Genomic DNA, 18,691 nt, shown 5'->3' with positions numbered 1-18,691 from the left:
TCGTGCTCGCCGAGGACGGCGTCCTGCTGCGCGAGGGCCTGATCGGCCTGCTGGGCCGGTTCGGCCACCGGGTGGTCGCCGCCGTCGGTGAAGCGGACGCCCTGCGTACGGCGGTCGCCGAGCACGGGCCGGACATCGTCATCACCGACGTCAGGATGCCCCCGGGCCAGACCGACGAGGGCCTGCGGGCGGCCGTCGCCCTGCGCGCGGTGCGCCCCGGCCTGCCCGTCCTGGTGCTCAGCCAGTACGTCCAGCGCTCCTACGCGGCCGAGCTGTTGGACTCCGGGGACGGGTCCGGCGTCGGGTACCTGCTGAAGGACCGGATCGGCCAGGTCGAGGAGTTCGCGGCCGCGGTCGGCACGGTGGCGGCCGGCGGCACGGTGGTCGACCCGGAGGTGGTGCGCCAACTGCTGCGCCGCCGCCGGGACCCGCTGGAGCGGCTGACCCCGCGCGAGCGCGAGGTGCTGGCGCTGATGGCGGAGGGCCGCTCCAACGCGTCGATCTGCCGCGAGTTGGCGGTGTCGGAGGCCGCGGTGAGCAAGCACATCGGCAACATCCTGATGAAGCTGGACCTGCCCCCGGCCGAGGAGACCCACCGCCGGGTGCTGGCCGTGCTGGAGTTCCTGCGCGCCTGAGTGCGAGGGCGCCTGAGTCCCTGCCTGCCCGAGCGCCGGACGCGCCGTCGCTGCTCCGCCACCGGCCGCTACTCCGCCGCCGGATGCTCCACGGCCTCCCGCAGCCGGCGGAACTCCGCCGCCAGCCCGTCCAGGGTGTAGTGCGCGTTGAGGCCGCTCGGGTTGGGCAGGACCCAGACCTCCGTCGTCCCGATGCCGTCCGGCTGGCGTCCGATCGCGGCCGTCCGCCGCCCGAACGCCGTGCGGTAGGCGCCGATGCCGAGGACGGCCAGGACGCGTGGACGCAGCCGCAGCACCCGTTCGGTCAGCGCGGCGCCGCCCTCGCGCAGTTCGTCGGCCGTCAGCTCGTCGGCCTTGGCGGTGGCACGCGGAGCGACGTTGGTGATGCCGAGGCCGAGGTCGAGCAGCCCGCGCTGCTCGTCCGGGCGCAGCTGGTGCGGGGTGAAGCCGGAGCGGTGCAGCGCGGGCCAGAAGCGGTTCCCGGGGCGGGCGAAGTGGTGGCCGGTGGCGCCGGACCAGAGCCCGGGGTTGATGCCGCAGAAGAGCACCCGCAGGCCGGGCGCGGCGATGTCCGGGATGGTGCTGTCACGGGCGGCCAGCAGCTGTTCGGCCGTCGGCTTCGCCACCGTCGGCGTCGCGGACTTCGCCTGCCTCGTGGACGCCGCCGTGGGCACCGTGGAGGCCCTGGGCGCCGTGGACTTCGCGGGCTTGGTCGGATGCGGGGGCTTGTCGGTCACCCGCCCAGTCTGCCCGGCCCCCGCCCGCCGCCGGCGTGCCGGGAGCCGCCGGGGTACCCGATCCGGCCAGGACACCGGGGACGGCCAGGACGCCGGATCCGCCGAGGGCACCGGATCCGGCCAGGACACCGGGGACGGCGGCCCGCAGCCGTGCGTGACGCCGCTCCCGCAGCCACCGCAGCCCGTACACGACGGCCGCCGCGTACGCCCAGCCCGCGAAGATGTCGACGATGAAGTGCTCGGCCCCGTAGACCAGGGTGAACGCCATCGCGAGCGGGTAGGCGACGAGCACCACCCGCATCCGGCGCGAAGCCGTCGGCCAGAAGAAGAACAGCAGCATCGCCGGGTAGGCGGAGTGCAGCGAGGGCATCGCGGCGACGTCGTTGGCGAACCGGCTGCCGTTCTCGAAGATCGAGCCGGCCCGTGGCAGCCCGCTCTGGGTGAGGACGTCCGACACCACCCGGGTGAGCGCCGGCATGTTCCCCTCCTGGGCGGTGAGCCACGGCGGGTCGGCGGGGTACAGCAGGTACGTCGCGAAGCCGGCGAAGGTGAGGGCGAGGTAGCAGGTGAGCAGCCGGCGGAACCGGTCGTGGCGCCGCCGCCAGAGCACGGCCAGCACCACGAAGACCACGAAGAAGTGCGACAGGTAGACGGTGACCGCCGCGTAGTCGTACCAGCGCGGCGAGCCGGGGGTGTAGAGCCCGTACTGGAGCCGGACGGTCCAGGTCTCGCCGAGGCCGAGCAGTTCGTCGGCGCGCAGCTGCGGCCGCCAGTGCGGTGCCCACGGGGTGTGCGCGCCGTAGCCGCGCAGCAGCGAGTACGCCCAGACGGCAGCCATCACCGGGACCCAGTCACGCAGGACGAGCAGGAAGCCGCGCGGCCCGTGGCCGCTGTGCACGGCGGCGGCCAGCAGCGCGCCGATGAGCCAGCAGAACACCACGTCGTTGGCGTACGGCAGCCCGTTCGCGCGCAGGTACCAGAGCAGGGCGAGGAAGTAGAGCGGCCACGCCAGCAGCCGGAGCCGGGACAGGGCGCCGGCCGGCGCACCCGGCCGGGGCCGGTTCACCGGGCGCAGCCGCCCGGCCCGTTCGGGTGGCACCGGTGCCGGGCGGAGCAGTTTGGTCATGCCGGTCGAAGCTAGCAAGGCATTCTTTGAGGACTCTCTACGCGAACGGCCTGCCGCCCAGCAAAGGCTCAGAAAGCCGCCGGTCGGCGTAACCGCGGGCCGGTGGGACCGCCGGCCCGCGGCCCCACCGGCCCACCCGCGGTCTACGCGACGATGCCCAGCTCGTGCGGGGTGTTGTTGAGCCGGCGCCCGCCGTTCTCGGTCACCGTCACGATGTCCTCGATCCGCACCCCGAACCGCCCCGGCAGGTAGATCCCGGGCTCGATCGAGAAGCACATGCCCGGGACGAGCGGCCGTTCCTCGCCCTCGACCAGGTACGGCGGCTCGTGGGTGGTGATGCCGATGCCGTGGCCGGTCCGGTGGATGAAGTACTCGCCGTAGCCGGCCTCGGTGATCACCCGGCGGGCGATCCGGTCGATCTCCTGGCAGCTCACGCCGGGCCGGACGGCCTCGAACGCGGTCTGCTGCGCCCGCCGGACGATGCCGTGGACCTTCCGGACCTCGTCCGGGACGTCCGCCCCGACGTGCACCGTGCGCGTGGTGTCGGAGCCGTAGCCGTCCTTGAGGCCGCCGAAGTCCAGCACCACGGTGTCGCCGGGCTCGATGACCCGGTCGCCGGCCTCGTGGTGCGGGTTGGCGCCGTTGGGGCCGGAGCCGACCACGGTGAAGTCGACCTGGCTGTGCCCGTACTGGATGAGCAGCGCGCTGAGGTCGGCGGCCACGTCGGTCTCCCGGCGCCCGGCGAACCGGACCTCCAGGATGCCCCGGTACGCGGCGTCGGCGGCGCCGCCGGCCGCGGCCAGGCGGTCGAGCTCGTCGTCGTCCTTGACCGCGCGCAGCATCGGCAGGGCCTGGGTGAGCGAGGTCCAGCGGGTGCCGGCGAGGGCGGCCTGGAAGCCGAGCAGGTGCATGGCCCAGGCGTTGTCGGAGACGCCGTACCGGCCGGCGGGTTCGAGCAGCGGGACGGCGGCGGCGTACGGGTCCTCGCCGTCGGTCCAGTCGACCAGCCGGACGGCGGGGGCGCCGGGGGCCTTCTCGGCGTCCGGGCGTTCCAGCCTGGGGACGATCAGGGCGGGCTCGCGCCCGGCGGTGAGGACGAGCGCGGTCAGCCGTTCGGTGATCGCGGTGGGCCGGTAGCCGCAGAGGTGGACCAGGTCGGGGCCGGGGGCGACGACCAGGCCGGTGAGTCCGGCGGCGGTGGCGTCGGCGGTGGCCCGGGCCATCCGGGCGGTGTAGTCCTCGGTGGTGAACGGTCGTGGCACGGGTGTCTCCCGCCTTCCTGGATCGGCAGCGTCTTGCGGTGGCACTGGCCTCGGACGTCCGGCGCCCGGGTCCGGCGGTGCACGACGGATCCCCCGCGCGCCACCGGACGCCGGTACGGCGGCCGTCACTGATGCCCTATCACGACCGGGTCGAGGCGGTGTAGTGCGGCGGGAACCGGGTGTCGGGCCGGTCACCGACAGGGCCTAGGCGGGCCAGGAGGAGCGGCGCAGTGTCCGGTCGGCCGTCGCGGGCAGCAGCGCGAGGGCGAGCAGCCCGGCGATCACGGACAGCGCGGCGACGGGGGAGAGGTGGTCCAGCAGCAGTCCGCTGCCGAGCATCCCGGCCGGCATACCGACCGTGAACAGCGTCATCGTCGCGGCGATCACCCGGCCGCGCAGCCGGTCGGCGACCCGGCGGAACACCAGGATGTCGATCATCACCCGCAGCATCGGCGTCCCCAGGCCGACCGTGAACAGCGCCGCGAAGACCGTCGCCGGACCGCCCGGCAGCAGTGGCGCCAGCGTCACCGGCACGCAGAGCCAGGCGACGGCCAGCAGCAGCGTGCCCGGCCCGGCCAGCCGGTGCAGCCGGCCCACCAGGAGCGCGCCCGCAAGCGCCCCGACCGCCTCGCCGGCCAGCGCCAGGCCGATCCCGCCGCCGGAGGTGCCGTGGTCGCGCAGCACGACCATCACCGGCAGCAGCATGGCGGCGCCCGCCAGGTTGATCACGAAGACGACGGCGAGGGTGAGGCTGAGTGCCCGGTCGGCGGCGAGGTGGCGGAAGCCGGCCAGCGCGCCCTGCTCGTCCTTCCGGGCCGTGCCGGTCGGCGCCGTCGCCCCGGCCGCGGGGCCGGCCTGCGTATCCGCCTCCGCCTCCGTGGTTGGCGCGGCGGTCGGCGGGGCGGCGGTCTCCGGGGCGGCGGTCTTTGGGGCGGCCGTCGCCGGCGCGGCGGTCTCCGGGTCGGCCGTCGCCGGGGCGGCGGTCTCCGGGCCCGGTTCGGGGCGGCTCGGGAACCGCACCAGCAGGGTGGCGGTGAGCGAGACGGCCGAGGCGAGCGCCGTGCCGAGGAACGGCACCGCCCGGCCGAGCCCGAACAGGTACCCCGCCAGCGGCGGCCCGATCAGCCCGGCACCGCTCACCCGGGCCTCGTCCTGGGCGAGCGCCTGCCGCAGTTGCTCGGGCGGCACCACCGAGCGGACCGCCAGCAGCCGGACCGGCCCGCTGTACGCGATGGTGCCGCCGATGACGACGGCGACCAGCAGGGTGTGCACGACGGTCAGCCGGTCCAGCGCCATCGCCAGCGGGACGCTCGCCGCGGCGAGCAGTCGCGCCGCGTCCGCGATGATCAGGATCCGGCGGCGGTCGTAGCGGTCGGCGGCCGAGCCGCCGTGCACGCCGAGCAGCACCGAGGCGCCGATCTGCAGCGCGCCGAACGCGCCGGCCAGCGTCGACGATCCGGTGAGCGCGAGCAGCAGCAGCGGGTACGCGGTGTCGGCGATCTGCAGGCCGAGCGTCGCAGCGGCCTGCCCGGTCCAGAGCGCCTGGAAGCGTCGGTTGCGCCGCAGCGGGACCGGCGCCGGCCTTGCCGCCCGCTCCCCTACCGCTGCCGTCCGGACCTCCGGCGACCTGCTCCGGGCCGCCCCCGTTCCCGCGTCCATGTCCACCCCTCGCGTTCGCGCAACCATTCACGTTCTCGTAAATGATTACTCTGTCGTGATTGCTTGCGCAAGGGTGATTGCGAGTCCGGGCGGCGATCTGCCAGGGTGGTCCCGTGGCTGAGAACGCTGAGCAGCAGGCCGGTACCGCAGGCGCAGGCGGACGCCCCGAGGGGCGCCCCGACGGACGACTCGGCGGACGCCCGGACGAGCGCCCCGACGAGCGCCTTCCGGAGCGCCGGGTGGACGACGTCGCGACCCTGAAGGCGCTGGCCGACCCGCTGCGCCTCGCCATCCTGGGCGCCCTCAGCTCCGCGAGGTCGCAGCCCGGTCCCGACGGCGGCTCGCTGACCGTCAAGGAGATCGCGGCCGCCCTCGCCGAGCCGCAGACCAAGCTCTACCGCCACATCAAGCAGCTGGAGAAGGCCGGACTGATCCGCGTCGCGGGCACCCGGCTGGTCTCCGGCATCGTCGAGAGCCGCTACGCCGTCGCGCACGAGTCGGTCCGGCTCTCGTCGGAGATCTTCTCCGCCGGCTCCCCGGCCCGCTCCGAGGCCTACGACGCGATGCTCGCCGCGGTCGACCGGGTCCGCGGCGACTTCCACGCCAAGGCGGCCTCCGGTCGGCTCGACCTGAGCACCCCGAAGGACGGCTCGGCCGGACCGCCCAGTCTGTTCGCGCACTCGGAGCTGCGGCTCAGCCCGGACCGCCTGGTCCGGCTCCGGAGCCGGCTCGCCGAGGTCTTCGACGAGCTGTTCGCCGAGATGCAGAACGAGCCGCAGGGCGGGGCGGCGGGCGAGGTGACGGACGGGGCGGAGGACGCCGTGGACGTCACCGTGCTCACCCTGCTCTACGGCGTCCGGCCGGAGCGCCCCTCTCGGGCCGATTCCCATCCAGCCACGGATTCGTAAATCGCGGGCGGACTGTCAGTGCGGTGGTTCAGGATGACTGAATGCCATACGAACTTCAGGCGCTGATCGGCTCGGCGGAGCTGCTCGCGGTGGCCGCCGCCGAGGTGCCGGTCGCCCGCCTCGCCCCGCTGTCGCAGGGGCTGGCCCTGATCCCGGCCACGCCCGCCTTCCTGGCCGCGCTCGCGTACCAAGTCGGAGGAAGCGAAGGCGCATTGGGGGACGCCGCCGGATTCGACTGGCTCCCGGACGGCTCCGGGCGGCGGCTCGCCGCCTGGTCCAAGGCCGGCCCGATCGCCTGCGTCGAGGCCTGCTTCTTCGGCGGCAGCGGCACCCAGCGCGCCGCCGTCTGGGCCGACGGCCGTCTCGTCCTCGGCCCGCTCACCAGCGCCGAGTTCGCGCCCTTCCCGCCCGAGGGCAGCCCGATCTCCCGCGCCCTGCGCCGCCTCGGCGCCCACGTGGAGCCCGCTCGGGCCGACCGGGCCGACCGGGCCGACAAGGTCGACGGGGCCCACCACGTCGACGAGTTCGAGGCCGTCGGCCTCCCGGCCCACCGCAGCACGGCCCGCTGGGCGGCCCCCGCCTGAGCCGCCCCCGCCATCCCCGCCTTCCCTCTCACCGTTCGGCGTACGTGCAGTGGCTGGGTCAACTGCCCTGCCCCAACGTGTGAACCAGGCGAACTCGCCTGATTCGCATCGAGAGGAAGCAACACCCATGCGTGCCACCTGGACGGCCGCCGCGCTGACCGCAGCCATCGTGCTGACCCCGGTCGCCACGGCGTCCGCCACCGCCGCCGACGACGGATCCGCGGCTCCCCGAACCTCCCCCTTCGGCGCCGCCCTCCCGGGCTCGTCCGCCTTCGCGGCCGTCTCGGCGGTCCCCGGTCGCCCCGTGCTCCCCGCGGTTCCGGCCGTCCCCGCCCGCCCCGTGCTCCCCGCGGTTCCGGCCGTCCCCGCCCGCCCGGCCGACGCGCCGCTGCCCGTCACGGTGCCCCCGGTCGCCGCCCCGGCGCCCGGCGCCCCGGCCCTGTCGGCCACCCCCGACCTGCCGGTCGCCCCGGAACTGCCGGCCCTTCCGGAGCTGCCCGCCGTCCCCGACACGTCCGCGCTCCTCGGGACGGTCGGCGATCTCGTCAACACCGTCACCGGCCTGCTCTCGTCGCTGACGTCCGCGGTCGACCTCGGCGCCGTGCAACAGCTCGTCAGCTCGCTCCAGGCCGTCCTGCAGGGCCTGCTCGGTCAGCTGCCGACCCCGCCGGTGGCCGTCCCGTCCCCGCCGACGCTCCCCGGCAGCGGTGCGCAGAGCCGGTCGGACCAGCTCGCCTCGCTGAAGGCGCAGGCCCAGTACCTGGCCGACGCCGCGGCCGCGGCGCGCGCCGCCGTCCACCCCCACCCGACCGCCGGCTGACCGACCCCGCCGACGCACGAGGCCCCGGCCCCGAACCCGGGACCGGGGCCTCGCCGCACACCCCGCAGGGTCAGCGGTAGTTCACGTACTGCACCAGCACCGCGCTGACCTGCCATTTTGCAGCGATCACGGCGCTGACCTGGGAAAACTCTAGTATGGAGTTTTCACTGGTCAGCGCCGTTTGCCGCCCGCATGTGCCCTGGATGTGCCCTCGTTTCGCAACGATGTCAACCGGTGTAGTGGTCCAAGGAGAGCAGAACCCTTCGCGCGCCTGCCAGCGCCTGGCGGAGATCGAAGGACATCGACCGGATCAGTGGCACCGGGTAGCTCGGGTAGGCGTCAGCGTGTGCGGCCGCAGTGATCATTTGGCATGCGGCCGTGATTGTGACCAAGACGTTGATGGCGAAGGCCTGCTGGGCTGGCAGCGCTCCAGACGGCCGAAAGAGCACGGTGACAAGGCTGCGGTGCCAGGAGGCGTCAACCGACTCCGGAAGCGCCAGTGCCAGCGCCAGAGCCTTTCCTGGCTTGCCCAGGCCGTCGGGGTGCGTGGCTTGAGTCTTGCCCCAGATCCTGGCCACCAGCGAGCTGCCCTCACGTACGCTGGGCCGGTAGGAGGATGGGTTGCGCACCTCGTGTCGGGAGCGTCGCACGCCATCGATGAAGTCAGCAAAGGATCCGTCGCCATCCCGCCGCGTTAGGCTCCAGAAACTGTCTGTCGCCGCCTTGTTCTGAGCGCACACCGCATGGAGCCGTTCCGACAGGGCGCCTTCCAAGTCGAAGAGCAGCTGACACACGTCCCCGATAGCGGCTTCAGCTGTATTGAGCGGGGATTCGGCACGCCATGTGAGGTCCTCGATGACGACGGAGGTGGTCTGGCCGCCGAGGCGGGGGAACCACGCAGGGAGCGCCACCGGAGAGGAAACCTGGGGCAAGCGCAGGGTGTTACGAGCCAGCAGCACCACCGCACGCCGCTCCGTGGTGCCATCACCCGTCAGGTGCTTCTCGCATGCCTCCTGATGCTCCTGGAGGATTGCGACGAAGTCATCGAGTACTGCGTTGACGTTCTCGAAGGGGGTCCCGCGAACCACCAGGACCACAACAGCGTCGCTGGCGAGCTGCTTCTGCAGCTCTTGCGCGTAGTCGCTCCGGCTTCCTCGGACCTGGAACCAGAATCCGCTCAGCTCACTATCCGACGTGGCCAGCCTGTTCCTGATAGCGGCGGCGAGGAGAGTGGGGGCGATCTGTTCGTCACTGAAGGTGCCGGGACTCGTGACGCCAGTGAGGCTTTCCCAGGCGACGGCGTTCATGCGTGTACTTCTCCTTGCGAGATCGCTGCGATTCGACCGAGTAGGCGAATCTTGGGTCGTACCCACTCGCCGTCACTGTCGAGGAAGTTACTTTCCGTGGCACTGGACAACAGGCGGTCGGCACTCATGCCAGTGCTCGGCCCGATCCGCTCGACGATGTTCTCGAAATCCTTCATCCCGCATCGCATAGTCTCCGGCGACGCGCGCACGATCTCGCTCAGGCAGTAGTAGACGGCGCGCAGCCACACGGTGTCCCTGCCGTCTCGCGCGCCCATGGCCTGAGAGGCCGCTCTGCGGAAGAACTCGTACTCCCGGCTCCGGCTGATATGGCTCGGGCGGAGCCGGATCTCGGAGAACTGCACTGCGTCCTCCAATGTGAGCTGCAGGTCGGACTGCCGCCGTTCCTTTTCGATGAGGAAGGCAACGAAGTCGCGTAGCAAGTTCACGGTAAGGAACGGGTGGCCGGCTGTCTCCGCGTAGATGGCGTCGACGAAGGCTGTGTCGAGCGATACCTGAGGACCCAGCACCTTCTGAGTGAACTGGGCGAACTCGCTTACGTCCAGGCCAGGTTCGTGTGCAAAGAGGGGGAATGGATCCTGTCGCACGAAGGGACTGAGCTGGTTCTGCTCCATCAGGATGAAGTGAGCATCGGGTTGCTGTCCGAGGAACACCAGGAGGTTCTCTCTAGCGAACCGGACCATCTGGTTGAGTAGTGGCTGAACCACCGTGTACCTGATGCCAGGACTGCTCTGCAAGGCTGCCTGAAGATCTCCGAAGAGCGTCTCGTACTCATCGAGAACGAAGACGGTGCGTCCTCGGTCAATCGGTTCTCCGTCCGCACAGTGGTTGACGAGGTCGGAGAAGAACGTGCCCGGGATGCGGAGACCCTTGTCCAGGGCAGCGCAGATGCGGTCGTAGAAGACGCCGTCATTGGCGAGCTCCCCGGTAGAGGAACAGGTCTGGCTGACCACGGCCGCTTCCCCGGTCGTTGATGCCAGGTCGAAGCCCGCGGTGGTCTTTCCGCTGCGCCGAACGCTGCACCAAAGCCGTACGCCGTTGCGGCTCTCGAAGGTCCGCAGCAGATCGTGCACGCTGTGCCGGTGGACGCGGTAGTACCGCAGCTTGCCTGGTTCCTCCAGTGGGAAGTCTCGGGCGAAGTTGTACTGCAGGGGTTGGCTGCGCACCGATGTGGTGCCCTGCCGATAGGACCGAGACACCAGCAGGCGGAGTACCTGGTCCCGAGTCAATGGGATGGAATCGACGACGCTGGTCTCACGGGGAACAGCGACGACGGTCGCGCTCAGACGTTCGTCCTGCTCGATGAAGGTGCGCAGGTCGGACGGGAGGGGCGCCACAACGGCGGCGACTCCTCGCCGGACGGCATCCTCTAGATCGCGCCGGTCGACATAGCCGCCGTCGAGATAGCACTGCACCTCGATCATTTGCTGGTACGGCGACCGGGTGGAGGGGCGGAGCGAGATGTCGAGCCGGTGCTCCGTCACCGAGTACTGAGAGAGAGCTGGCAGCGGGACGTGCTCCCGGTTGTTCCCCAGCGTGTCGAAGGCGGAGACAGCGGGCAGGACGCTGCGGAGCAGGCCGTCGGTGAACTGACTGCGACCGATTCGCTTCTGGATCAGGAGCAGGTCATCCGTGACGAGGAACGGAAGCGTATGGAACCAAGCTCGCGCGTTCTCCGAGAGCACCTCCCGGCCGCTCCGCGCTCCGAAGGACACCCGTACGTAGCCGGTGATGATGGCGGACAGCATGCAGGAGTTCAGAGCGCGGAGACGGCGGGCAGACTCGAGGTCGGCAGCGGCCGGCAGGCGAGTGGAATAGAACTCGATGGGAAGGTCCAGGAACCGCTGAAGGCCGTTGAGCGACTTCATCAGAGCGTACGTCTCGGATCCGCCCTGCGAACTCTGGTAGTTGAAGCCCTTCTGGAAGATGTCCTGGGCGTGACTGGACAGCGCCTCAGAGATCTTGGGGAGCAGTGTCTTCACCTCTTCCGGGTCCGCCATGCGGTCCAGGGAGTAGGCGAAGTCCTCGGCGAGGCGGTCTCGGTAGTAGGTAGACCACTGGAAGATGTGCCGGTCACTCAGGTCCTGCAGTGCCGTATGGAACTCCTCCAGCCAGTAGTCCTCGGCCGGCGCGGCCGCCTGGGAGGATGAGGTCGAGGCAGGCGGGGGCCCGTACAACTTCTCGTCGAGCAGAGCCAACAGGACTAGCTTGCGTTTCTTGTGGAAGGCATGACCAAACACTGCCCGCAGCTGGCTCTCGCGAGCTTCCAAGTCATCAGTGGCGAGGCCCTTGATCAGCGTAGTCGCGAGGGCTTCAGCCTCTGCAGGCTTGACTTCCCTGCACAGACGCTCGACGTCCTGCAGGACAGTGTCAACATCGGGCATCAAACGTCCTTCTGAGGGTCCGTCATCAACCCCGGCATCCTATTCGAGGATCCTGCGCCCGCACGCCCGGATCGTGGCATCTCCGGTGGAGCTGCGCCTCGCCGCTTTCCAGCCTCTCGCCCCCAGTTGTAGCTGTCCGCCTGAGCGCAGGGTCAGCGGGGAGGACGGGCAGTCCTGCGGGTTGTGTATGTCTATGGGCGGGGCGCTCCGTGCTCCAGGTAGGTGGTTTTGGACTGTGTCTTGGCGGCATGGGCAGCATGGACGCGGCGGGCGAGGCGTGGGATGAGGAGTGCGTCGAGCTGGTCGGCGGTGTGGAAGGCGTACTCGCCGATCTCCACCTGGTCGACGGCGATGCGGTCGAGCTCGTCGGCTGGGAGGACGCCCCCGTCGAAGACGAAGAGGAGCTTGTCGCCCTCGGTGGGGTGAGGTGCCCAGTCGGCGACGAGCAGGCGACCGATCGGCGGGGTGATGGCGAGCTCTTCCTTGACCTCGCGGGCCGCGCCTTCACTTGGGGTCTCGCCCGCGTGAAGGTAGCCGCCGGGGATCTCCCAGCCGGGCTTGTAGGTCGGCTTGACGAGGAGGACGCGGTCTTCCTCGTCGAAGAAGAGCACCCCGGCGGCGGTGCGGGGCTGGGCTACGACCTCGTGGAGCTGGGAGTCGCTCATGGTGACGACTGTAGCCAGCGGACCGGGGTGGTCGCCGGGTCGACGGACGAAGTGGTAACGGACCGACTCGGGGCCCAGTTCCTCGGCGGGCACGGCTGGGTGGGCTCGCCGAGAATGCTCCTCGACGAGCCCACCCAGCCACGTCGTCACGCCACTGCCCGCTCCCAGCCGTAGCTTGAGAAGGCGGGACCGCCAGCGCGGTAGGCGGTGAGCGCCTGTGCGGCGGTGGGGAAGGCCGGCTCGGGGAGGTTGTCGGCGGGAACCCAGCGGGCGGTGAGGTGCTTGTCGGGTTCGGTGTTAGTGAGCTCGCCGGTCCACTTGTCGGTGGCGAAGACGAAGAGGACGAACTGGCCGGCCTGGTCCCAGCCCTGTTCGACGTGGATGACGTGGACGAGTTCGAGGTCCGCCGGGTCGACGAGCAGGCCGGTCTCCTCCTTGAGTTCGCGGGCGGCGGCCTCGTCGAGGGCTTCGCCCGGCTCGGCCTTGCCGCCGGGGACCGTCCAGGCGGGGTGTGGGGACCAGTTGCGGGCGGCGTAGTGCACGGCGGCGACCGTGTCGGTGCTCTTGTCGTGGACGATCACGCAGACCGAGTTCCGGCTGTTCATCACGCTGCTGTGCGTCACGGTGCGGACTCCTTGTCGAGGTGCCGGAGGATGTCGGTGGTCCAGGATGGCCTGGTGGTGTGCCAGCTGAACCGGTAGCCGTTGGTGCCGAGGTAGGGCGTGGTGAGGATGTGGTGGAACTCGCACCACGCGGCGAACTCGCGCCAGGAGCATCCGGGCAGGCCGCGCTGGCGAGGGTGGTGGTTGTAGGTGTCCACGGCCTGGCGGATGGTGTCCTCGGGCAGCGGACCGGTGGTCATGGCGGTGCTGACGACGAGCTTGGCGAGGTCGTAACCGAATGGTGCGAGGGTGAGGGAGTCGAAGTCGATGACGGCCACATCGGCGTCGGCGATGAGGAAGTTGCGCGGGTTGGCGTCCTTGTAGAAGGCGGCCGGCATGGTCGCGGCCCGCTTCAGCCAGTCGTCGGCGGCCTCGGGCGTCAGTGCTGGCTCCGGCACGGTGCCGGAGGCCAGGAGCTGGTGGAGGCGTTCGCGGCGGCCGTCGGCGAAGCCGGTGATGGTGATGGTGTCGTGGGTGTGCGGCGCGTCGAGGCGGGCTGCGTGCAGCTCGCGGGTGTGAGCGGCGGTGTGCTGGTGTCCGAGGAGGTTGGCCAGGGCCACCAGGTGGTCGGGACCGCCGTGTCGTCCTTCGAGGTGTTCGAAGTCGATCTCAGCGGGGCGGACTTGGACGATCCGGGGGATGCGCACGTCGGGGTTGGTACGGGCGATCCACCGGTGATGGGCCAGGGATTGCTGCTGGGCCTGGGCGCTCGGGTACGTCTTGGTGAAGGTCTTCATCGGCGGGCGGCCACGACGTAGGTGACGGTGGAGGTGGTCTCCAGCGGGCCGTTGCCGACGGTCTCCCGAAGTCGCCGAGCGATCTCCTCGACGTCACCACCGAGTTGGTACTTCGGGTTGGTGGCTGCGTACTCCGCGATGTGGTCGGCGTCGGTGAAGCGGAAGCGGTGTTCGTGGTGGACGACCTGCTGCACGTCGAGGTAGGTGCCGACGATGTCGGCCTGGTTGTGGCTGTGGAAGGTCTCGTACAGGCTCGGCTGGCTGGTGGCCTCGGGGTCGAGGCCGCTGGCGGCGATCACCTCGTCCAGCGTGCGGTAGCTGTCGGGCGACTTGGTGACCGTGATCGACAGCCCGCCGGGCGCCAGGCAGCGGGCGATCTCGGCGATCACTGCCGCCGGCCGGGGCGAGTGGTAGAGACAGAACGCGGCCACCGCGACGGCCACGGAGGTGTTGGGCAGGTCGATGGCATGGAAGTCACCGCGCAGGAACTCCACGCCCAGGCGGCCGGTGAGCCGGCTCCGGGCCTCGGCGAGGAGGGCGGTGGACTGGTCGAAGGCGATGAGCCTCGGCGGGTCGAGCCGCTCGGCCAAGGCGAGAGTGGTCGTGCCGCGTCCGCAGCCGATGTCGAGGACGGTGCCGCGCAGGCCGGTGGCGGCGAGGTCGGCGATGACGGTGGCGGGGTGGGGACCGGCGGTCTTCGCACGGGACAGCGCGCCGGTGCGCTGGGCGATGCGGCCCGCGTCGGCGTACAGGTCGCGGCGGACGCGGTCGGTGTCGAGGAACGGGTTGGCGGTCATGGACAGGTGGAGCCTTCCCGGTGCGAAGTGGGTCAGGTCATGTCTGTGGAGGGACGGCGGCGACGAAGCGGCGGGCGGCCCGGCGGCTGGTGATGGTGACGACGCGGGCGTGGCCGGCGTGCTCGGCGATCAGCGCGCGGACCTTGGGCCGCATCTGGCGCCGATAACCGAGGATGTAGCGGACGAAGCTCCAGGTGATGCGGTCGAAGACGCCCTGGGAGGTGTGCTGGCCACCGCGGTAGCGCCAACGTCGTTGCAGGATGCCGAGCAGGCAGACGACCGGGGGAATGTCGAGGAAGATGACGGTGTCGGCCCGCTTGAGGCGGATCGGGAGGGTGGAAGCGTAGTTCCCGTCGATCACCCAGCTGGGCCGAGCGACGAGCTCCTCCTGGAGAGCAGCGAACTTCTCCTGCGGCAGCGGGTTCCAGTCGGCGTCGTAGTAGACGCCGTCCAGGTGGGTCAGCGGGGCATTGATCAGTTCGGCGAGCTGGCGTCCGACGACGGTCTTGCCGCTGCCGCCGCAGCCCATGATGGCGATCCTGTCCATGCCGCTACACGCTACCGAGCCGTGCGACGGCCCGGCCCCCGACTTGTTCGGGCCACTCGGGCGAGATCTCCAGCGTGGTCATGCGCGGTCTCCTTCGAGCAGCAGGGGCGGGATGGCTGTGCCGCCCAGCGCGGCGGTGAGGGTGTGGAGCTGGCGGCTGAGGCGGAACGGGTCGAGCCGGTCGATGCAGCGGGCGATCAGGTCGGCGTGGGCCTGGCTGCCCGCGATCCGGGCGAGCGCGGTGACGGTGGCCACGACGTCGGCCGCGCTCGTGACGATCAGCTCGCGCGGGACGACCGTCTCGGCGGCCCGCAGGGCGCGCGGGGCCAGCGGCAGGCAGCCGGCGAGGACGGCCTCGAAGAGTCGCTGGGTGAACTGGCCGGTCCTCGCGTACCGGTCCGGGGCGAGGAGCACGGTGGCCACTGCGGAGCGGTAGGTGGGGGCGACCTCGTCGAAGGGGATGCGGCCGGTGAAGCTCACATGCGGCCAGCGGGCGGTGCTGCTCCACTTCCCGGCCACCCGGTGCGGCAGTTGGGCGGCGGCAGGGGCGAAGAACTCCTCGAAGGCGGTGTCGCGGTCGTACTGGTTGCCGATGTAGACGAGTGGCAGCAGGCGTTCCTCGGCCGCGAGCGCGGCCGGGTAGGCCCGGTCGAGGGCGTCGTCGGCGACCGGGAATAGCAGGCTGGCCGCTCCCGGCGACGGGTACAGGGCCGGTTCGCACACCTGCAGGTGCGGAACAGTCCTCAACGGGTCGTCGGCGGGCAGCTGTTGGTCCTTGTCCCACAGCACCGTGTGGACGGCGAGCCGGTGGGTGTAGTGGTCGAGGAGTCTTTGCTGCCGGTGCAGGTCGCAGGTGTGCCCTTCGGTGCCGCAGGCGGTGGTGTTGCGGCCGGGGATCGGCCAGCGCCACTCCAGGAACAGGGCGTCGATCTCGGGCAGGCCGCCGTCCCATTGGTAGGTGGCAGTGAGATCGGTGCCGGCCTCGGCGAGATCGCGGTTGGCCTGGAGGAAGATAATCTCGTGTCCGGCGGCGATCAGGCCGTCGACCAGGGTGCGGCGATGGCTCCGCCCGCCGTCGGGTGTGTCGATGATCCCGGAGCCGAGGAAGCCCCAGAAGCTGTAGCCGACCCTCATGCCTTGGTCACCCACCAGTCCTCGATGAGGAGCGCGTCCAGCCCGGACTCGGCCAGGCAGTCCAGCGCCATCTCCGGGGTGCCGCAGATCGGCTTGCCCTTCACGTTCAGGGAGGTGTTGATCAGGACCGGCACGCCGGTGATCTCGGCGAAGGCGGTCAGGATGTCGGCCAGGAGTGGGTTGTCCCTGGGCGAGAGAGTCTGCACCCGGGCAGTGCCGTTGGCGTGGACGATGGCCGGGATCGTCTGGTGGGCCAGGTCGGTGACCGGGGAGGCCATGGACATGAACGGGGCTTCCTGGCCGAGCGTGAAGTAATCGGCGGCTTTGTCGGCCAGGACCACGGGGGCGAACGGCCTGAACTGCTCGCGGAACTTCACCGTGGCGTTGAGCCGGTCGGCGACGCCGGGCCGCAGCGGTGAGGCGAGGATCGAGCGGTGGCCGAGAGCACGTGGGCCTGCCTCCAGCTTGCCCTGGAACAGGCCGATGATCGTGCCCTTGGCCAGCTCCCGGGCTGCGAAGCCTGCCGGGTCGTCCAGGCGCCGGGCGGCCATCCCCGGTCGTGGTTCGGCCGGCAGCTCCAGGCCGGGGAAGGACGGGCCGAGGTAGCAGGCCCGCGCCAGCCCGGTCGGGAGGTCCCCGTGCCGGTCGAGGTGGACCGCAGCGGCGGCACCGATCGCGGTGCCGGAGTCACCGGGCGCGGGCGGTACGGCGACCTCGTCGAACAGCCCGGAGGCGATGATCTTCCCGATGCTGACGCAGTTCATCGCCACCCCGCCGCCCACGCACAGCAGCCGGGCACTCGTGCGTTCGCGGGCGATCCGCGCCAGGTGCAGCATCACCTGCTCGGTGCGCTCCTGAAGAGCGGCTGCGAGGTCGGCGTGGACCGGAGCGACCTCCTCGTCCGGGCGCCTGGGCGGGCAGGCGAGCGCGGTGAAGGCGGTGGTCAGCCGGGGGTAGCGGCGGTCCATGACCCGCAGGCCGATCAGCCGGTGGTCGAGGACGAATCCGTTGGTGGTGAGCCGGACAGCCTTGGCGAACAGCCCGCGGAACCGCTTCGGGTCGCCGAGGGCGGCCAGCGCCATGACGGTGCCCTCCTCGTCCCCGCGCCGCCAGCCGAGATGCTCGGTGACGGCGCCATACAGGTAGCCGAGGGAAGCGGGGTCGTCGAGGGCGTGGACGATCCGATACGAGCAGCCGGCCGCGCTCTGCCGCGCGTAGCCGATGGTGGTGGTCTGGGTCTCGCCGAGGCTGTCCACCACGAGGACGGCGGCGTCCTCGTAGCCGGAGGCGGCGAAGGCGTACAGCCCATGAGCGCGGTGGTGCAGGACTGGCTCCACAGCAGCGTTTGGGAAAGCGCCGGCCAGACGGGCGAGCCGCCGGCGGGTGTTGGCGGCGACCTGAGCGAACGAACGGGCCCGGGGCAGCGCCCTCGCTGCCGTGATCGGCCGCAGGGTGTGGGTGAGAGCGGAGGGGACCGCCCGCAGATAGTGCTGCGGGGTGAAGTTGTACGCGACGGTGCCGATGTCGGCGAGGGTCAGGCCCGCTTCGTCGAGGAGCCACTCCACGGCCTTGGCCGGGTAGCTCTTGTCGTGCTTGACGGCGCTGAGCCTCTCCTCCTCGACGAAGCCGACGAGTCGGCCGTCGACGAGCAGGGCGGCGGCAGAGTCGTGGGTGTAGGAGCACAGGCCCAACACGGTGCTGCGGTTTGCGGCCACCTCAGTCACCTCTTCGCCGGGATCGCCGGAATGGGCATGGCCGCGAGCGGGATCTTCTGCTCGCGCTGGTCATACCAGAGCGCCAGGGTCTCGGGCAGGGGCCCGGTCGCCTCGGCGGCCCTGGCCCGGGCCTCGTCGCGGCGACCGGCCTTCCACAGCCGGTAGCTGGCCAGGACGGAGGCGAAGCCGTCCCAGACCGGGTGACCGACGGCCTCGCCCACGGTGACCTGCTTCAACATCAGGTCGAAGTCCTCCCACGGGATGCCGAGCGGCTGCCAAGCGGGTGAGGCGGGCGCGTCGGCGGCGAGGCTCCAGGCCGTGTCCTGGTGCTGGGCGTACAGGTGCAGGGAGTCCACGTGGTGGTGATAGTCGCCGACCTCGGCGCCGAGCCATCCAGCCATCAGCTCGTGCAGGACGGTGGTGGTGATCAGGTCGTACGGAAGGCCGAGCCACACGTCCTGGCTCCGCATGCTGGTGTGCATCTCCAGCCGGCCCTCGCGCAGGTAGAAGCGGTATCCGAGGGTGCAGGGCACGTCCTTGTGGCCGACTGTGTCGCGCGCGGGGTCGAAGATCTGGACGACGGCGCGGCGGCTCTCGCTGTCGCGGGACAGCTGGCGGCGGACGTAGTCGAGCTGGTCCAACTGCCCATGCCAGCGCCGCAGGCGCGGACCGTAGGCACCCTGGAGGGCGCCGTGGTCGGTAAGGCCGGCCAGGCGGCTGTTGAAGTCGTGGATCCAGTCGGCGCTGGAGCCGGAGAGGATCCACACGGTCTCGGCGGCGGCGAACGCGGGGTTCAGCACCCGGTACGGGCCGAGGTGGACCATCCGGGCGGCTGGGTTGGTCAGCTTGAGGTAGGCGCCCATGAGCTCGGCGGTGGCCATGCCGCGCGGTGCGACGCTGCGGCCCTGGCTCAGGATGGCCTTGCCGGCACGGGTGAACAGCGCGTTCGCGCTGTCCGCGGTGGTGACGAACACGATTCCTCCGATGGGAACGA

Annotated in this window: 18 protein-coding genes; 4 read left to right on the top strand and 14 right to left on the bottom strand. The window is 71.1% G+C overall.

Annotated elements, in window-relative coordinates; all coding sequences use genetic code 11:
• The first annotated feature begins 2 nt into the window (after positions 1-2).
• Positions 3-635 carry a LuxR C-terminal-related transcriptional regulator gene (locus ACIPSC_RS17240; RefSeq protein WP_400826822.1) on the top strand — a complete coding sequence of 211 codons (633 nt, stop codon included), beginning with the start codon at positions 3-5 and terminating at the stop codon, positions 633-635.
• A 68-nt stretch (positions 636-703) separates the two neighbouring features.
• On the opposite strand, the gene mug is transcribed toward ACIPSC_RS17240, so the two are convergent.
• The 4 genes from mug to ACIPSC_RS17220 all read right to left on the bottom strand — a co-directional run bounded on the left by mug (position 704) and on the right by ACIPSC_RS17220 (position 5,419).
• Positions 704-1,261 (bottom strand): G/U mismatch-specific DNA glycosylase, encoded by a 558-nt coding sequence (gene mug, locus ACIPSC_RS17235; RefSeq protein ID WP_400826511.1) that lies wholly within the window; start codon positions 1,259-1,261, stop codon positions 704-706.
• Positions 1,221-2,498 carry a phosphatase PAP2 family protein gene (locus tag ACIPSC_RS17230; protein ID WP_400826510.1) on the bottom strand — a complete coding sequence of 426 codons (1,278 nt, stop codon included), beginning with the start codon at positions 2,496-2,498 and terminating at the stop codon, positions 1,221-1,223. Before ACIPSC_RS17230 ends, mug begins: the two co-directional genes overlap by 41 nt.
• 143 nt (positions 2,499-2,641) lie before the next feature.
• Entirely contained in the window at positions 2,642-3,721 is a 1,080-nt protein-coding gene (locus ACIPSC_RS17225) for a M24 family metallopeptidase (protein WP_400826821.1), read from the bottom strand.
• Between the two features lie 243 nt (positions 3,722-3,964).
• Positions 3,965-5,419 carry an MFS transporter gene (locus tag ACIPSC_RS17220; RefSeq protein ID WP_400826508.1) on the bottom strand — a complete coding sequence of 485 codons (1,455 nt, stop codon included), beginning with the start codon at positions 5,417-5,419 and terminating at the stop codon, positions 3,965-3,967.
• Between the two features lie 113 nt (positions 5,420-5,532).
• On the opposite strand from ACIPSC_RS17220, the gene ACIPSC_RS17215 reads away from it, so the two are divergent.
• The 3 genes from ACIPSC_RS17215 (at position 5,533) to ACIPSC_RS17205 (ending at position 7,731) form a co-directional block, all read left to right on the top strand.
• Positions 5,533-6,327 (top strand): ArsR/SmtB family transcription factor, encoded by a 795-nt coding sequence (locus ACIPSC_RS17215; protein ID WP_400826507.1) that lies wholly within the window; start codon positions 5,533-5,535, stop codon positions 6,325-6,327.
• Positions 6,328-6,368: 41 nt separating this feature from the next.
• Positions 6,369-6,911, top strand: a complete 543-nt coding sequence (locus ACIPSC_RS17210; RefSeq protein WP_400826506.1) for a hypothetical protein — start codon at positions 6,369-6,371, stop codon at positions 6,909-6,911.
• Between the two features lie 127 nt (positions 6,912-7,038).
• On the top strand, positions 7,039-7,731 hold the full coding sequence (locus tag ACIPSC_RS17205; protein WP_400826505.1) for a hypothetical protein: 693 nt from the start codon (positions 7,039-7,041) through the stop codon (positions 7,729-7,731).
• A 227-nt stretch (positions 7,732-7,958) separates the two neighbouring features.
• On the opposite strand, the gene ACIPSC_RS17200 is transcribed toward ACIPSC_RS17205, so the two are convergent.
• From ACIPSC_RS17200 to ACIPSC_RS17155, 10 genes are all read right to left on the bottom strand, one after another.
• Entirely contained in the window at positions 7,959-9,038 is a 1,080-nt protein-coding gene (locus ACIPSC_RS17200; RefSeq protein ID WP_400826503.1) for a hypothetical protein, read from the bottom strand.
• On the bottom strand, positions 9,035-11,440 hold the full coding sequence (locus tag ACIPSC_RS17195; RefSeq protein WP_400826502.1) for a hypothetical protein: 2,406 nt from the start codon (positions 11,438-11,440) through the stop codon (positions 9,035-9,037). The genes ACIPSC_RS17200 and ACIPSC_RS17195 overlap by 4 nt, the downstream gene beginning before the upstream one ends.
• A 191-nt stretch (positions 11,441-11,631) precedes the next feature.
• Positions 11,632-12,105 (bottom strand): NUDIX domain-containing protein, encoded by a 474-nt coding sequence (locus ACIPSC_RS17190; protein WP_400826501.1) that lies wholly within the window; start codon positions 12,103-12,105, stop codon positions 11,632-11,634.
• A 146-nt stretch (positions 12,106-12,251) separates the two neighbouring features.
• Positions 12,252-12,728, bottom strand: a complete 477-nt coding sequence (locus ACIPSC_RS17185; RefSeq protein ID WP_400826499.1) for an NUDIX domain-containing protein — start codon at positions 12,726-12,728, stop codon at positions 12,252-12,254.
• Complete coding sequence (locus ACIPSC_RS17180; RefSeq protein WP_400826498.1) at positions 12,725-13,504, bottom strand: phosphotransferase; 780 nt, start codon at positions 13,502-13,504, stop codon at positions 12,725-12,727. The genes ACIPSC_RS17185 and ACIPSC_RS17180 overlap by 4 nt, the downstream gene beginning before the upstream one ends.
• A complete protein-coding gene (locus tag ACIPSC_RS17175; RefSeq protein ID WP_400826496.1) occupies positions 13,501-14,301 on the bottom strand; it encodes a class I SAM-dependent methyltransferase in 801 nt (266 codons plus the stop codon). The genes ACIPSC_RS17180 and ACIPSC_RS17175 overlap by 4 nt, the downstream gene beginning before the upstream one ends.
• A gap of 37 nt (positions 14,302-14,338) precedes the next feature.
• Positions 14,339-14,848, bottom strand: a complete 510-nt coding sequence (locus tag ACIPSC_RS17170; RefSeq protein WP_400826494.1) for a topology modulation protein — start codon at positions 14,846-14,848, stop codon at positions 14,339-14,341.
• A gap of 78 nt (positions 14,849-14,926) precedes the next feature.
• Complete coding sequence (locus tag ACIPSC_RS17165; RefSeq protein ID WP_400826492.1) at positions 14,927-15,982, bottom strand: hypothetical protein; 1,056 nt, start codon at positions 15,980-15,982, stop codon at positions 14,927-14,929.
• Positions 15,979-17,697, bottom strand: a complete 1,719-nt coding sequence (locus ACIPSC_RS17160; RefSeq protein WP_400826491.1) for a carbamoyltransferase — start codon at positions 17,695-17,697, stop codon at positions 15,979-15,981. The genes ACIPSC_RS17165 and ACIPSC_RS17160 overlap by 4 nt, the downstream gene beginning before the upstream one ends.
• Before the next feature lie 5 nt (positions 17,698-17,702).
• The gene (locus tag ACIPSC_RS17155) at positions 17,703-18,671 is read right to left on the bottom strand and encodes a thymidylate synthase (RefSeq protein ID WP_400826489.1); all 969 of its coding nucleotides are present in this window, start codon (positions 18,669-18,671) and stop codon (positions 17,703-17,705) included.
• Positions 18,672-18,691: the final 20 nt, after the last annotated feature.

Source organism: Kitasatospora sp. NPDC090091, assembly GCF_044747365.1.
GTDB lineage: Bacteria > Actinomycetota > Actinomycetes > Streptomycetales > Streptomycetaceae > Kitasatospora.
The sequence above is the reverse complement of the archived record's forward strand: the minus strand, read 5'-3'. Positions and strand labels throughout refer to the sequence as shown.

What these genes read in the sequence shown, in the direction of transcription:
- ACIPSC_RS17230 (WP_400826510.1), bottom strand. Translation starts at nt 2,498, where the DNA reads ATGACCAAACTGCTCCGCCCGGCACCGGTGCCACCCGAACGGGCCGGG.
- ACIPSC_RS17225 (WP_400826821.1), bottom strand. Translation starts at nt 3,721, where the DNA reads ATGGCCCGGGCCACCGCCGACGCCACCGCCGCCGGACTCACCGGCCTG.
- ACIPSC_RS17220 (WP_400826508.1), bottom strand. Translation starts at nt 5,419, where the DNA reads ATGGACGCGGGAACGGGGGCGGCCCGGAGCAGGTCGCCGGAGGTCCGG.
- ACIPSC_RS17210 (WP_400826506.1), top strand. Translation starts at nt 6,369, where the DNA reads ATGCCATACGAACTTCAGGCGCTGATCGGCTCGGCGGAGCTGCTCGCG.
- ACIPSC_RS17205 (WP_400826505.1), top strand. Translation starts at nt 7,039, where the DNA reads ATGCGTGCCACCTGGACGGCCGCCGCGCTGACCGCAGCCATCGTGCTG.
- ACIPSC_RS17200 (WP_400826503.1), bottom strand. Translation starts at nt 9,038, where the DNA reads ATGAACGCCGTCGCCTGGGAAAGCCTCACTGGCGTCACGAGTCCCGGC.
- ACIPSC_RS17195 (WP_400826502.1), bottom strand. Translation starts at nt 11,440, where the DNA reads ATGCCCGATGTTGACACTGTCCTGCAGGACGTCGAGCGTCTGTGCAGG.
- ACIPSC_RS17190 (WP_400826501.1), bottom strand. Translation starts at nt 12,105, where the DNA reads ATGAGCGACTCCCAGCTCCACGAGGTCGTAGCCCAGCCCCGCACCGCC.
- ACIPSC_RS17180 (WP_400826498.1), bottom strand. Translation starts at nt 13,504, where the DNA reads ATGAAGACCTTCACCAAGACGTACCCGAGCGCCCAGGCCCAGCAGCAA.
- ACIPSC_RS17175 (WP_400826496.1), bottom strand. Translation starts at nt 14,301, where the DNA reads ATGACCGCCAACCCGTTCCTCGACACCGACCGCGTCCGCCGCGACCTG.
- ACIPSC_RS17170 (WP_400826494.1), bottom strand. Translation starts at nt 14,848, where the DNA reads ATGGACAGGATCGCCATCATGGGCTGCGGCGGCAGCGGCAAGACCGTC.
- ACIPSC_RS17165 (WP_400826492.1), bottom strand. Translation starts at nt 15,982, where the DNA reads ATGAGGGTCGGCTACAGCTTCTGGGGCTTCCTCGGCTCCGGGATCATC.